The following is a 13,738-nucleotide window of genomic DNA, read 5'->3' as shown; positions in this document are numbered from 1 at the left end:
TCGTCATCATGGGTTTCCGCTGCGGCATTGTCGGCCTGCCGAACGTCGGCAAATCGACGCTCTTCAACGCGCTCACCGAAACCGCCGCGGCGCAGGCGGCGAATTATCCCTTCTGCACGATCGAGCCCAATGTCGGGAACGTCGCCGTTCCCGATCCGCGGCTCGACAAGCTGTCGGAAATCGCAGGTTCGCAAAAGAAGATCGAAACCCAGCTGGCGTTCGTCGACATTGCCGGGCTGGTGCGCGGCGCCAGTAAGGGCGAGGGTCTGGGCAACCAGTTCCTCGGCAATATCCGCGAAGTCGACGCGGTCGTCCACGTGCTGCGCTGTTTCGAAAATGACGACATCCAGCATGTCGACAATCACGTCGATCCGATCGCCGATGCCGAAACGGTCGAGACCGAACTGATGCTCGCCGATCTCGAAAGCCTCGAAAAGCGCGTGCCCAATCTGGTCAAGAAGGCGCAGCAGGGCGACAAGGAGGCGAAGATCCAGGCTGCCGTGCTCGGCAAGGCGCTCGACTTGCTGCGCGAAGGCAAGCCCGCGCGGCTGACCGAAGTCGCCGACCATGAGGAAGCGCGCGCATTCGAACAGGCGCAGCTGCTGACCGGCAAGCCGGTCCTCTATGTCTGCAACGTCAATGAGGAAGACGCGGCAAACGGCAACGCATATTCCGCGAAGGTCTTCGAGAAGGCCAAGGCCGAGGGCGCCGAAGCCGTTGTCGTCTCCGCCGCGATCGAAGCCGAAATCGCGACGATGCCGCCCGAGGAGCGCGGCGAGTTTCTCGAAGAACTGGGGCTGGAGGAAACCGGTCTCGCCCGCGTAATCCGGGCCGGATACAAGCTGCTCAACCTGCTGACCTTCTTCACTGTCGGCCCGAAAGAAGCCCGCGCCTGGACCGTCGAGGCGGGCAGCAAGGCGCCGCAGGCAGCCGGCGAAATCCACACAGATTTCGAACGCGGCTTCATCCGTGCCGAAACCATCGCCTTCGACGATTACATCGCTTGTGGCGGTGAAGCCGGCGCGCGCGACGCGGGAAAGTTGCGCCAGGAAGGCAAGGAATATGTCGTCCATGACGGCGACGTGATGCTGTTCAAGTTCAACGTATAAGAACCGGCGATCACCGTCGGCGACATCGCGGCGGCGTGCGACCGTTCCGCGTGCCTCGGCAATGCTTGTGACGACCATCCGGGCACGCTGAGCGATACAGGGCAGCGTTGTGCCGGCACGCGGCCTTCCCCTCGACGGGGGGGGGCGTCGGGGTCGGTCGACATCCTCCCGGCGGGGCGCGAAAGCGCGTCATGGCAGCGGCTTCCCACGAGGCGCGCTTCAATCTCATGTTAACCGACATGCGGCACTTCCTGATCCAAGGAGAGATAAGGATGCCCCTGTTGCGTTCAGCGCATAGGCTGCTTGTCGGCGATATCACCAATCGCGTGCCGTCCGACGTATATCGCGAGCTGGTCGACATGATCTTCGCGCAACGGTCACCGATCGTAATCATCTCGGCTGTGGTGGTGGTCTGCGGCAGCATGATCTATCTGCATGACAATTCATCCGTCGGGCTGGCCGCCACGCTGGTCGCGACCGTGCTCGGCGTGCTGCGACTGCTGCATCTGGCCTGGTATAATCGTGGCGGAACGACGAGGCGCAGCTTCGAAGAAGTGCGCCGATGTGACCTTGTTTTCGCTACGATGAGCGCGCTTTTCGGAGCATCGATCGGTGTGATCAGCGCCACCGCCATTCTCACGCCTGAGCCTTCCACACGGATGCTCGGCTATGGTCTCTGTCTCGGCTACGGCACTGGACTCGTGTCGCGTAGCGGGTTTCGCGCGCATACGACGAAAGCATCGCTGATTTTCATGCTGATCCCCGCCATGACGGCGATGCTGGTGATCAGTCTCCCCGGAACGGCGGTTGCAGGAACCAGTGCCGATTTCGGAGTGATCGCGCTGATCGCGGTGTTCGTCGTCGGCGGATTTCTGACCGCCACGGAAATGGAACGCGTGACGATCGAGCATCTGGTCACACGGCGGAACTACTTCAAACTCGCACGTCGCGACCCGCTGACCGGCGTCAGCAACCGGCTGGCCCTGCAGGACGGTTACGAGAAGGCCATTGCCGAACCGGGACTGGTGATCGTGCACTGTCTCGACCTCGACCGGTTCAAGCCGGTCAATGATCGCTACGGCCATTCGGCGGGCGATCGGTTGCTCCGCGAAGTGGCCGTGCGCCTGCAGGCCCTGCTGGGCGACAGGGACTTGCTCGCTCGCGTCGGCGGAGACGAGTTTATCGTACTCCAATGCAGCGGTTCCGAAGCAAGCGAGGTCAATGCGCTGAGCAGCAAGATGGTGGCGGCGATTTCACGCCCCTTCGCGATCGGGAGCGAAGCAGTCTCGATCGGGCTCAGCATCGGATCGGCACGCGCCATGCCGGGCGACGATCTGGATGCGGTATGCGCGCAGGCCGATCACGCACTCTATCAGGCCAAGGCGAGCGGCCGGGGCCGCGCGATTCTCGCACGACAGGTGGCGTGACGCGATTGCGTCGCCAGCGAAGTTTTCGCCCCGACGTGGCGCAAATGACTCCCAAGCGTCACATGCTTCTGGCATGGGCGCGGCATGCGTTGGTATTCGAAGCTCTTCGCCGCGGCGCTCGCCGCAACGCTGCAGGCCTGTGTCACGCCCCCGGCCCAGACGCCGGCATCCAGCGCTTCTTCTGTGGCGCAAACGCGCGAGCCGGTCACCATTCTGATTTCGATCGACGGCTTCCGTCGCGACTATCTCGATCGCGGGATCACGCCGGTCATGTCCGCGCTGGCGCGTGACGGCGCGGTCGCGGCGATGCGCCCGTCCTTTCCCAGCAAAACCTTCCCCAATCACTATACGCTGGTCACCGGCATGCGCCCGGACCATCACGGCATCGTTTCGAACAGCTTCTATGACCCCGAAAGGCCTGACTACCGCTTCACGATGGCGACCGATGATCCTTTCTATTGGGACGCGGCCGAGCCGATCTGGGTGGCCGCGGAAAAGGCCGGGATCCCGACGGCAACGATGTTCTGGCCCGGGTCCAACGTGAAGCTGGATGACGTCCGGCCGTCCAGTTGGCAGCAATTCAACCAGAATATCACCGGACGCCAGCGGGTGGACGCCATCATCGATTGGCTGCGGCGCCCGGAGGAAACCCGCCCGCGCCTGCTGACGCTCTATTTCGACACCGTGGACACGGCCGGGCACCGGTTCGGCCCCGACGCACCGGAGCTGGAAGCTGCCGTGTCGGACGTCGATGCGCTGATCGGCCGGCTGGTCGCAGGGCTCGACACGCTGCACCAGCCCGCCAATCTGGTGATCGTCGCCGATCACGGGATGGCCGAAATCTCCGCCGATCGAATCGCGCAGCTTCAGGACTATGTAGACCCCCAAACGGTATCCGTGGTCGAAACCGGGGCCTTTGCCGGACTGGCCCCCGTTGAAGGGCACGAAGCCGAGGTCAGGGATGCGCTGCTAGGGGAGCATCCCGGCATGACCTGCTGGGAGCGGGAGAATATTCCCGCACGCCTGCACTACGGCACGAATCCGCGCATCCCGCCGATCTTCTGCCTCGCCGACACGGGATGGACGATCCTTAACGGACCGCCCAATCCCGAATGGCCGATCCAGGGCGGCACGCACGGCTATGATAGCGACGCTCCCGAGATGCTGGCCGTCTTTGTCGCAAACGGGCCCGATATTGCCCGGGGCGTGACGCTCCAGCCTTTCGACAATGTCGATGTCGAGCCGTTGCTGCGCAGGCTGATCGGCCTGCCACAGCATGACGGGGAGATCGACGGCAGCCTGGCGCCCGTCGTGGACGCGCTGGCGGAGTGACGCGCGGGCCTTGCGCCGTATCGATTTTCGTTCGAAAGCCGCGGCATGCTTTATTTCGAGGATATCGAAGTCGGGGAAGCCGACGCCTTCGGTCGCTATGAAGTGACGCGCGAGGAAGTGATCGAATTCGCGCGGCGCTACGACCCACAGCCCTTTCACCTGTCGGACGAGGCCGCCGCGCAGACCCATTTCGGGCGGATCGCCGCCAGCGGCTGGCATAGCTGCTCGATGACGATGGCGATGATCGTCGCGCGCGGCAAGGAGCGCCCGCAGGCAGCGCTGGGCGCAGCCGGTATAGACGAACTGCGCTGGCTGAAGCCGGTCTATCCCGGCGACGTCCTGCGAGTGGACACGCAGGTACTCGACAAGCGCGCATCGGTGCGGCGGCCGGGAATCGGCAGCCTGCGGACGCAGGTCACGACCTATAATCAGAAGGGCGAGCCGGTGTTGCGCATGATTGCGGCAACGCTCATCCGCTGTCGCCCCGCCGCCGATCACACCGAGGGCCAGTAGCGGCCCCCGATCCTGTCGCAAGGAGCCCCTGCCGCAAGGAGGCGCAGAGACGCCATTTCACAACCGGCCGGGCTATTGCGGGCGGCGGCGTTCCCGATCATTGTCGTGCCGACGATCACCACGATACCGATCATCCCCACGCCGCCGGTCCCCGCGATACCGGTCATCGCCGCGGCGTCCATCACCGCGATAGCGGTCATCCCAGCCCCTGCGGCCATCGCGATAGCCGTCGCCGCGACGACCGTCCCGGCGGAAATCCCGCCAGTTGTCGGGGCGACGCTCGCCACTCCATGCCCGGCTGCGGCGCTCCCAATATTCCCGCTGGGCGCGGTTCCAGCGGTAGCGGCGACGCTGCGTGTCGTAGACATAGACGCCCGTGCCGGGATAATAGTAATCGCCGTACCAGCCCCAATAGGGCGACCCATAGCCACCGTCATAATAGCCGCCATCGCCATAATAATATGGCGAGGCATTGCTGTACCCCACCGAAACGCCGGAATAGCCATAGCCATCGGTGCAGCTGGCGAGTGCGCCGGCAACGGCGATGGTCGCGGCGGCCAGCATCGGCTTTGCAAGAATACGCATCTTCGCTCCCTCGGATCTGGCTAACCAACCCGTAACCGGAGCAGGCAGTTCCGCGATGCCGGCCAGGCCCCCGATCAGTGGCCTTCGAATGCCGTCAAGGCAAAGGCATCGACGCCGTCGCCGCGCAGCGCGTCCGCACCGCCCAGCTCGGGCAAGTCGACGACGAATCCCGCCTGGGTAACTGTCGCCCCCGCCTTGCGCAGCAGCCGAACCGCGGCGCGCGCGGTTCCGCCGGTGGCGATCAGATCATCAACGAGCAGCACATGCGCGCCGGGCGCACAGGCATCGGCGTGAATCGCGATCCGGTCGGTGCCGTATTCGAGCGCGTATTCTTCGGCGATGGTCGCGCCGGGCAGCTTGCCGTCCTTGCGCACCAGCAGCACGCCGGTGCCGAGCTTGATCGCAAGCGGTGCCGCGAACAGGAAGCCGCGGGCGTCGATGCCGGCGACCAGATCGATATCGCCGGCGACCTTCTCCGCCATCCGGTCGATCGTCAGCCGCAGGCCTTCGGGGTCAAGCAGCAGCGTCGTAATGTCGCGAAACATGATGCCCGGCTTGGGAAAATCGGGGATCGTGCGAATGCGCGAACGGATATCGTCATTGTCGGACAAGACGCGCTCCAGGCTGTCGCAAACGAAGAAGGGGCCGCCCGCACCGGCGGACGGCCCCGTTCGGGATCAGTGCTTAACGCCCGCCCAGACCGAGCGATAGGCACCAAAGGTCAGGATACCGAGCGCGATCAGGAACAGGATCGTCGCGAAACCGGCGGCATGACGGTTTTCAAGCGTCGGTTCGGCGGTCCAGGCGAGGAACGCCGAGACATCCTTCGCCATCTGGTCGACCGTCGGGCGCGTCCCGTCGAGATATTCGACCTGCCCTTCCTGTGTCAGCGGCTTCGGCATCGCCAGGTTGAGGTTGGCAAAATAGGGATTGTAGTGGAGCCCGGAGGGAGTCTTGGCGGCCGGGAAATGCTCGAGCAATTCGGCCGGTTGCTCCTGATAGCCGGTCAGCAGCGAATAGACGTAGTTGGGCCCGTCATGCCGCGCCTTGGCCATATAGGTCAGATCGGGCGGCACGGCATTGTTGTTCGCGGCGGCCGCGGCGACGTTGTTCGCGAAAGGCAGCGGAAAGCGATCCGAAGCCATGTTCGGCCGGGTCGTGGCTTCGCCGGTGTCGCGATTGATCGTCGGCTGCGGGATCGGCCAGTTCTCGGCGATCGCCTTCACCTGGGCTTCGGAGTAACCGATGCCCTCCAGCTCGCGGAACGAAGCATACTTCAGCGAGTGGCAGGCCGCGCAGACCTTTTCGAAGACCAGGAAGCCGCGCTGGAGCTGTTGCTCGTCGAAAGTGCCGAACAGGCCGGCCGACGACAGCTCCGCATCGCGGGGGTGTTCGTGGAATTCATGCTCGGCGGTTTCCGCGGGCGGATCCGAGATGAGGCCGCTGACGGTGCTGTACAGCGCCAGCAGCAGGGCGACGACAAAGGCGATACCGATCAGAAACTTGATCGACTTTACGAACAGCGCAGACATTGGACCTATTCCCCCTTACGCGCTGACCGCGGTTTCACTGATGGACGAACCGCTTTCGCCCTTGAGCACCGCTTCGGTGATCGAGTTGGGCAGCGGCTTGGGTCGCTCGAGCCGCGAGATGATCGGCACGATGATCAGGAAGTGCGCGAAATAATAGATGGATGCGATCTGGCCGAGGATCACGTTGCCCGGGATCGGCTCGGCCCCGCCGACATAGCCCAGCACGAACACGTCGAGGATCAGGATCCAGAAACAGATGCGATACATCGGACGATAGTTGGCCGACCGCACCGGCGACTTGTCGAGCCAGGGCAGGAAGAACATCAGCAGGATCGACCCGAACATCGCCAGCACGCCCCACAGCTTCGCCGGGATGATGAAGTCGAAGGTGAACGACTTCAGGATCGCGTAGAAGGGCAGGAAATACCATTCGGGCACGATGTGCGCCGGAGTCGAAAGCGGGTTCGCCTCGATATAGTTGTCCGGGTGCCCCAGCATGTCCGGCGCGAAGAAGATCAGCAGCGAGAAGACGATCAGGAAGATCACCAGCCCGAGGCCGTCCTTTGCGGTGTAATAGGGATGGAAGGGCACCGTATCCTGCTCGCCCTTCACTTCGACGCCGGTCGGGTTCGACGACCCCGGAATGTGCAGCGCCCAGATGTGCAGGATCACGACCGCAGCGATCACGAACGGCAACAGATAGTGGAGCGAGAAGAAGCGGTTGAGCGCGGCATCGTCCGGCGCATAGCCGCCGAGAAGCCACACGCGGATCCATTCGCCGACCACCGGAATGGCGGAGAAGAAGCCGGTGATCACCTGCGCACCCCAGAAGCTCATCTGCCCCCAGGGAAGCACATAGCCCATGAACGCGGTGGCCATCAGCAGCAGGAAGATGACCACACCAAGCAGCCACACCATCTCGCGCGGCGGCTTGTACGACCCGTAATAAAGCCCGCGGGCGATATGCGTATAAACCACGATGAAGAACATCGAGGCACCGTTGGCGTGGGCAAAGCGCAGGAACCAGCCGGCGTTCACGTCACGCATGATCGTGCCATTCACCGACGCGAAGGCGCCTTCCGCACTGGAATGGAAATGCATGGCCAGCACGATGCCGGTCACGATCTGGCAGACCAGCGCGACACCGGCAAGGACGCCGAAATTCCAGAAATAGTTGAGGTTGCGCGGCACCGGATAGCCGGCACCGACTGCGTTGTAGACGAAGCGCGGCAGCGGCAGCCGGTCATCGACCCACTGCATGACCGGATGCTTCGGCGCATATTGCTTTGCCCAGGGGAAGCTCATTTCGCCTTACCTCAACCCACCATTACCGTCGTATCCGACGTGAATTCATATTCGGGAACCACCAGATTCGTCGGTGCGGGACCCTGCCGGATGCGCGCCGCCGTATCATAGGCCGAACCGTGGCACGGGCAGAAATATCCGCCGAACGGCCCCTTGTTCTCGCCTTCGCCCGCGCCCAGCGGCACGCAGCCCAGATGTGTGCAGACGCCCAGCGTGATCAGCCAGTTTTCATGCCCTTCCTTGGTACGCTCCGCGAGCGTTTCGGGATCGCGCAGCGCGCTCAGCGGCACTTCGTTCGCCTGCGCGATTTCCTCTGTCGTCAGATTGCGGACGAACAGCGGCTGCTTGCGGAAGGTGGTTTTGATCGCCTGACCCGGCTCGATTGCCGACAGATCGACTTCGGTGGTCGAGAGCGCGAGCACGTCGGCCGAAGGATTCATCGAATTGACCAGCGGAAGAACCACCACGCCCGCTCCGACCGCGCCGAAGGAAACGGCGGCGTATTGGAGCCAATCACGACGGCGGGGATTTTCGAGCGATTCGCCTTCGGCGCCCGCGGCGCCTTCGGGTGGAACAGCTTGATCAAGCGTTGCCATGCGTCAGCCTTTACACTTCGATTCTTGCGCGCGAACGCGCGACCCGGACCCGGACGTCTGACACTATGCCCTCTGGCGATATGCCCCGCCCAGCCCCCCGGATTGCCCCCGGTGGCTGGCGGCCTGATAGACGCCGGAAAGGCGTTTTGCCAACAGGCATTTTGACGCATTTGTTAAGGATCGCGGCTGCGGCACGGGATTTGGCCGGTCCGCCGACCCGTGGCAACCGGGCGTCAGGCTGAGGGAGAGACCGGAATGACGGTATTGGGAATTCGCTTCTGCACGGTACGTCCAGACGAGGAAGCGCGCGCTCTCGCGCAGTTCCTCGGCGCCGACGGGCTGGGCCTTGCCGAACGCGACCTGGGCATGGACGCCCCGGAATTTGCCGGCGCGGTATTTCCCGCCGGCGAACACAGCTGGGCCGAAATATGGGCGGCAAGCGAGGCCATGCCCGAAGGCGTCATGCTGCATATCATCGTTGGCGATGCGGATGCCTATGCCGAACGGGCGAGGAATAACGGAATAGCGCTGCAAGGCCCGGTCGATGCGCATGGCGAGCGCATATATTTCGCTCAGGCGCCCGGCGGCCTGGCGATCGCGATCCTGTCGCGAACCGACAGTTGAACCGACGATGCGAGTAGCACTCTACCAGCCCGAAATCGCCGGAAATGTCGGCACGATCCTGCGCACCGCCGCCTGTTTCGCAGCGGGGGTCGATCTGATCGAGCCGATGGGATTCCCCTGGGGCGACCGGGCTCTAGCGCGTGCGGGCATGGACTATGTCGATACGGTTTCGGTTCGGCGGCATGCCGATTGGGACGCGTTTCTCGAAACGGTGGATGGCCGAATCGTTCTGTTCACTACGCGCGGCGCTGTCTCCCTGCCGAAAACGCGATTCGAATCCGACGACATATTGTTGTTCGGGTCCGAATCGGCAGGCGTTCCCGACAGCGTTCAGGGATGCGCGGCATTGCGCGTTCGCATTCCGATGCAGGCGGAGACGCGCTCGCTCAACCTCGCCGTTTCGGCCGGAATCGCGCTTGCCGAAGCATTGCGCCAGACCGATGGCTGGCCCGCCGGCTAGCACTGCCCCGCTTCTCGACAGCCCCGGTCGTGCAGGCTACCAGCGCGCCATGCTGCTCGACGACCAAAAGACCACTGCCCGCTCCTGGTTCGAATCGCTGCGCGACCGGATCTGCGCCGAATTCGAAGCGATCGAGCGCGAAGCGGGCTCCGACGCAACGTTCGACTATCTGCCCTGGAACCGCACCGATCCTTCGGGCGAGGCCGGCGGCGGCGGTGTTCGCGGGCTGATGAAAGGCAAGGTGTTCGAAAAGGTCGGCGTCAATGTCTCGACCGTTCACGGCCAGCTCGAAGGCGATTTCGCCAAGACCATCCACGGCGCCGACAGCGATCCAAGCTTCTTCGCCACCGGAATCAGCCTGGTCGCGCACATGACCAATCCGCACGTCCCGGCGGTGCACATGAACACGCGCCACCTGGTGACGACGAAAAGCTGGTTCGGTGGCGGCGCCGATCTGAACCCGCCGCTGCCCTATGACGAAGATACCGCCGAGTTCCACGCCGAACTGAAGGCAGCGTGCGACCGGCACGATCCCGAACACTATCCGCGCTTCAAGCAATGGGCCGACGAGTATTTCTACATCCCTCATCGCAAGACGCATCGTGGCGTGGGCGGCATCTTCTACGATCACCTCGAGGGCGACTGGGGCGCGAATTTCGCCTTTACCCAGGATGTCGGCCGCGCCTTTCTCGACGTGTTTCCGCGCATCGTTCGCCGACGCATGGAAATGGATTTCACCGAAGCCGATCGCGCGCGTCAGCTCGAATGGCGCGGGCGCTATGCCGAATTCAATCTGGTCTATGATCGCGGGACATTGTTCGGGCTGAAGACCGGCGGCAATATCGACGCGATCCTGATGAGCCTGCCGCCGCTCGCGACCTGGTCCTGATCATGGCGCTGACGCCGGTTCCCGACGACCATCTCGCGACGGTCGTGACCACGCTGGAGATGACCGAGCGTCCGCGCCCGGCTCCGATGCCGACCTCACCGCTTCAGCTGATCCGCTGGCAGCGGCCCGACAGCGAGAAATATCGCACGCTGTTCCGCAGGGTCGGGTCCCCCTGGCTCTGGTTTTCGCGGCTGGTGATGGAAGAAGCGCGGCTGCGCGCGATCCTCGATGACGACGCTGTCGAGGTTCATGCCGTGATCGACCGCGATCGTATCGAGATAGGCATGCTCGAACTCGATTTCCGCGAAGCCGGGCAGTGCGAGCTTTCCTTCGTCGGACTGGTGCCCGAATGGACCGGCAAGGGCCAGGGGCGCTGGCTGATGCACCATGCGCTCGCACTCGGCTGGCGGACCGATATCGAACGGCTCTGGCTGCATACCTGCACCCTTGATCATCCGGGTGCGCTGGGCTTTTATCGGCGTTCGGGCTTCACAGCCTATAAACGTACGTTGGAAACCTTCGCCGATCCCCGGCTGATCGGCGCCCTGCCGCGCGACGCGGCCCCTCAGATTCCCTGTTTCGATTCGGCGAAACGGCGATAGGCCGCGGCCTGCGCCAGCACGATCACGAGCGTCATCGCCGCCGAAACCAGCGCCGACAGCATTTCGCCGGCGGCGGCGCCGATCGGACCCGCGCCGAGACTGTCGAGCAGCAGCGCCACGTCGACAGCCAGTGCCGAACCCATCGCGCTGGCAAGCCACCACAGCGCGACGCCCAGGAACAGGAGCCATGCCCGGCCGCCCCGTGTCGCGCGAATTCCCGTGGCAAAGGCCGCGCCCGGCCCCTTCTCCGGCTCCGCCATCAGCGCCGCCCCGACCACGAAGGTACGGCCGATCAGATAGATGCCCGGCAAAATGAACGCGATGGTTCCGATCGTGCTCAGGAGCGAGGTGAGCAGCCACAACAACAGGAAGGAAGGCAAGAGGCGACTCGTCCGCGCCATTGCCTCGCCAAGCGTGGGATGCCCGCGATCGAGCAGCAGCAACAGCACCAGCGCCGACCCGTATAATTCGACTGCCTGCGCCGCGAGCAGCCAGTGCGCGTTGCTCGCGGCCCATTCCATCGTCGCGTCGAACGCCTGTTCCAGCGTGACGTCTTCGACCATGTCAGGCTGCACGAACAGGCGCAGCGCCAGCGCCGGCAGGAAGAAGAACACACCGGCCACACGCAGAAGCAAGTCGCGATTGCCCCGCCACATTGTACGGGCATCGGCGATGATCGCAGGAAAGTCGCTGGTCACTCGGGCTGCGATTCGTGCGCGGCGGCCGATGTCAGGGCGACATAAAGCTTGGTTGAAAAGGCAGGCGCGATCACCGAAAATCCGGTCTGCACGGCAGCCACCGTCACCGACGTCAGCACGCCGGCAAGCGTGATCGGACCGGACTCGTCCCCCGCGACCAGCCGGAAGATCGATCCGAATACGGTCTGGGCCGCCAGCATCGATACGATCGTGACGAGCGCGAACAACAGAAGCACCCCGATAATTCGCCAGGTAAAGCCGCGCGTCAGCGCGACCGACCGCGGAATGGCATCGAACAGACGCCCCTCGACCACAATGAGGGGCGAAATGAGAAGCAGCCGCGCCGCTGCCCATACCGCCAGTCCGGCAAGCAGGATCCAGTAGATGGCGATCGGCCAGCCCATCGCGCCGGTCAGCGTTACGTCCTCGCCGCGGGCAATCGCCGCGACGTCATATCCATTGAGCAGCAGCGCGATCGGAACCGGCAGCAATAGCAGCACAAGAACCACGAACAGCACGATCCAGATGAGCAGCGCGGGAAGCAGCCGTTTTCGCGCCAGCGCGCCGGCGCCCGACATATCCTCCGGCGACGCCGCCATGCCGACAATCGCCAGCGACCCCCAAAGCGACAGCACCGCAAAGGCCAGATTCATCAGCGAGAGGAACAGTGCCAGACCGGTATTGCCCACCTCCGCGCCGTTGGGCAGGCTGCCCTCGATCGACGCCGGCACGAAAAACGCAATCAGCGCCACCGGCAGAAGCAGGGGCAGATTGTCACTCAGAAATTCCGCCGTGCGATCCCAGACGGCGCTCATCTTGACCATGCTGGTCTGCCTTCCTCTCTACGGTGCGGCGGTGTTAACCGTCCGCGCGGTGAAAGCCAATGCTTGCGAAACGATCCTTCCGGGCGCAATTCACGATCCGATGGAAGCAGTTATTCAGGACATCGAGTGGCGGGTATCGGCCGATCCGATCCCTTACGAAACGGCACTGGCCGAAATGGAGGCCCGGGCCGCCGCAGTGGTGCGCGGTGAAGCGCGCGAACTGATCTGGCTGCTCGAACATCCGCCGGTCTACACCGCCGGAACCAGCGCCGACCCGGCAGAACTGGTCGATCCGCGCTTCCCGGTGGTCAAGAGTGGGCGCGGCGGGCGCTATACCTATCACGGCCCCGGCCAGCGCATCGGCTATCTTGTGCTCGACCTGCGCAAGCGTCAACGCGATGTCCGCGCCTTTATCCATTCGGTAGAGGACTGGGTGATCGCTGCACTGGATCGGATGGACATCCACGCCTTTTCGGTGCCCGACAGAATCGGTATCTGGACGCGAGACGGAGGCGAGGAAGCCAAGATCGGCGCGATCGGCGTACGCATCCGGCAATGGGTGACTCTGCACGGGTTCGCAGTCAACCTCGACCCCAATCTTGCCGATTTCGGCGGGATCATTCCCTGCGGAATCGCCGAATTCCCGGTCACCAGCGCCGCCGAACTTAAAAAAAATCACGCGACCGAAGAGCTGGATTCCGCCCTTTTTGCCACATTTTTGCCATTTTTGGACGCGCTTGACCGCCCCCGCGAAAAAACGACTCTTGAGGGCCCGCTGCGAACCGATTAATGTCCATCGCGGTTTGGGTGATTTGGCTGACAGCCGCCCGGACTCATTGATCTAGGGAGCTTTACATGCGTGCAATTCTTTCCAAGGCCGTTGCGGCCACGATGATCGCCGGCGCGGCCCTCGCGGTTTCGGCCTGCAACAGCGAAACCACTGCAGTCGTCGACAACTCGACCGACATCGAAGCGATCGACAACATGGGCGCCGAAGACGACATGGTCACCGGCATGGACGCCGCCAACGCGATGGACGGCAACATGATGGACAACATGACCGACGGCAACATGATGTAATCATCGCGCCAGTCGTGATTGAAGGGGCCGTCCGGGCGACCGGGCGGCCGTTTCTTTTTTGAGGCGCGGACATGGCCGTCCTTGTGGATGTCCCGCTTCGCCCGGTCCCAAAGCTGCGCCCTGCCGTCCCGCCGACGCGCAGTGTCTGGAAAAAGGGGCTTG

Annotated in this window: 17 protein-coding genes; 10 read left to right on the top strand and 7 right to left on the bottom strand. The window is 63.7% G+C overall.

The genetic code is table 11. The features are described from left to right. Positions 1 to 8: 8 nt before the first annotated feature. From ychF to G5C33_RS04575, 4 genes are all read left to right on the top strand, one after another. Positions 9 to 1,109, top strand: coding sequence for a redox-regulated ATPase YchF (gene ychF, locus G5C33_RS04590; RefSeq protein WP_165326135.1), 1,101 nt, complete (start codon positions 9 to 11; stop codon positions 1,107 to 1,109). 191 nt (positions 1,110 to 1,300) lie between these two features. Further along, positions 1,301 to 2,536, top strand: a complete 1,236-nt coding sequence (locus tag G5C33_RS04585; RefSeq protein WP_165326134.1) for a GGDEF domain-containing protein — start codon at positions 1,301 to 1,303, stop codon at positions 2,534 to 2,536. Positions 2,537 to 2,620: 84 nt separating this feature from the next. Further along, positions 2,621 to 3,868, top strand: coding sequence for an alkaline phosphatase family protein (locus G5C33_RS04580; RefSeq protein ID WP_165326133.1), 1,248 nt, complete (start codon positions 2,621 to 2,623; stop codon positions 3,866 to 3,868). A 45-nt stretch (positions 3,869 to 3,913) separates the two neighbouring features. Then, entirely contained in the window at positions 3,914 to 4,381 is a 468-nt protein-coding gene (locus G5C33_RS04575) for a MaoC family dehydratase (protein ID WP_165326132.1), read from the top strand. Positions 4,382 to 4,453: 72 nt separating this feature from the next. Here G5C33_RS04575 and G5C33_RS04570 read toward each other — a convergent pair whose 3' ends face one another. The 5 genes from G5C33_RS04570 to petA all read right to left on the bottom strand — a co-directional run bounded on the left by G5C33_RS04570 (position 4,454) and on the right by petA (position 8,399). Beyond that, positions 4,454 to 4,966: a hypothetical protein gene (locus G5C33_RS04570; protein ID WP_165326131.1), complete on the bottom strand. Its 513-nt coding sequence runs from the start codon at positions 4,964 to 4,966 to the stop codon at positions 4,454 to 4,456. 74 nt (positions 4,967 to 5,040) lie between these two features. Then, complete coding sequence (locus tag G5C33_RS04565) at positions 5,041 to 5,577, bottom strand: adenine phosphoribosyltransferase (RefSeq protein WP_165326130.1); 537 nt, start codon at positions 5,575 to 5,577, stop codon at positions 5,041 to 5,043. A gap of 66 nt (positions 5,578 to 5,643) precedes the next feature. After that, on the bottom strand, positions 5,644 to 6,498 hold the full coding sequence (locus G5C33_RS04560) for a cytochrome c1 (protein WP_165326129.1): 855 nt from the start codon (positions 6,496 to 6,498) through the stop codon (positions 5,644 to 5,646). Positions 6,499 to 6,513: 15 nt separating this feature from the next. Then, positions 6,514 to 7,803: a cytochrome b gene (locus G5C33_RS04555; protein ID WP_165326128.1), complete on the bottom strand. Its 1,290-nt coding sequence runs from the start codon at positions 7,801 to 7,803 to the stop codon at positions 6,514 to 6,516. Positions 7,804 to 7,814: 11 nt separating this feature from the next. After that, positions 7,815 to 8,399 (bottom strand): ubiquinol-cytochrome c reductase iron-sulfur subunit, encoded by a 585-nt coding sequence (petA, locus tag G5C33_RS04550; RefSeq protein WP_165326127.1) that lies wholly within the window; start codon positions 8,397 to 8,399, stop codon positions 7,815 to 7,817. A 255-nt stretch (positions 8,400 to 8,654) separates the two neighbouring features. Between petA and G5C33_RS04545 the strand changes: the two genes are divergently transcribed. Genes G5C33_RS04545 through G5C33_RS04530 form a run of 4 tightly spaced genes read left to right on the top strand, consistent with a single transcriptional unit; the run spans position 8,655 to position 10,974 of the window. Next, on the top strand, positions 8,655 to 9,023 hold the full coding sequence (locus G5C33_RS04545) for a VOC family protein (protein ID WP_165326126.1): 369 nt from the start codon (positions 8,655 to 8,657) through the stop codon (positions 9,021 to 9,023). Positions 9,024 to 9,030: 7 nt separating this feature from the next. Next, the gene (locus G5C33_RS04540) at positions 9,031 to 9,483 is read left to right on the top strand and encodes a tRNA (cytidine(34)-2'-O)-methyltransferase (protein ID WP_165326125.1); all 453 of its coding nucleotides are present in this window, start codon (positions 9,031 to 9,033) and stop codon (positions 9,481 to 9,483) included. A gap of 49 nt (positions 9,484 to 9,532) precedes the next feature. Then, positions 9,533 to 10,372, top strand: coding sequence for an oxygen-dependent coproporphyrinogen oxidase (hemF, locus tag G5C33_RS04535; protein ID WP_165326124.1), 840 nt, complete (start codon positions 9,533 to 9,535; stop codon positions 10,370 to 10,372). 2 nt (positions 10,373 to 10,374) lie between these two features. Further along, positions 10,375 to 10,974 (top strand): GNAT family N-acetyltransferase, encoded by a 600-nt coding sequence (locus G5C33_RS04530; protein WP_165326123.1) that lies wholly within the window; start codon positions 10,375 to 10,377, stop codon positions 10,972 to 10,974. Here the strand turns inward: G5C33_RS04530 and G5C33_RS04525 are convergent. Continuing rightward, positions 10,938 to 11,672 (bottom strand): hypothetical protein, encoded by a 735-nt coding sequence (locus G5C33_RS04525; protein ID WP_165326122.1) that lies wholly within the window; start codon positions 11,670 to 11,672, stop codon positions 10,938 to 10,940. The genes G5C33_RS04530 and G5C33_RS04525 overlap by 37 nt on opposite strands. Beyond that, positions 11,669 to 12,496: a glycerophosphoryl diester phosphodiesterase membrane domain-containing protein gene (locus G5C33_RS04520; RefSeq protein ID WP_165326121.1), complete on the bottom strand. Its 828-nt coding sequence runs from the start codon at positions 12,494 to 12,496 to the stop codon at positions 11,669 to 11,671. Before G5C33_RS04520 ends, G5C33_RS04525 begins: the two co-directional genes overlap by 4 nt. A 100-nt stretch (positions 12,497 to 12,596) precedes the next feature. On the opposite strand from G5C33_RS04520, the gene lipB reads away from it, so the two are divergent. Both lipB and G5C33_RS04510 read left to right on the top strand, forming a co-directional pair. Continuing rightward, entirely contained in the window at positions 12,597 to 13,286 is a 690-nt protein-coding gene (gene lipB, locus G5C33_RS04515) for a lipoyl(octanoyl) transferase LipB (RefSeq protein ID WP_165328710.1), read from the top strand. A 65-nt stretch (positions 13,287 to 13,351) separates the two neighbouring features. Then, the gene (locus tag G5C33_RS04510; protein WP_165326120.1) at positions 13,352 to 13,576 is read left to right on the top strand and encodes a hypothetical protein; all 225 of its coding nucleotides are present in this window, start codon (positions 13,352 to 13,354) and stop codon (positions 13,574 to 13,576) included. The last annotated feature ends 162 nt before the right edge of the window (positions 13,577 to 13,738 follow it).

This window comes from Sphingosinithalassobacter tenebrarum (assembly GCF_011057975.1).
GTDB classification, from domain to species: Bacteria; Pseudomonadota; Alphaproteobacteria; order Sphingomonadales; family Sphingomonadaceae; genus Sphingomonas; species Sphingomonas tenebrarum.
This window is presented reverse-complemented; position numbering and strand designations above follow the sequence as displayed.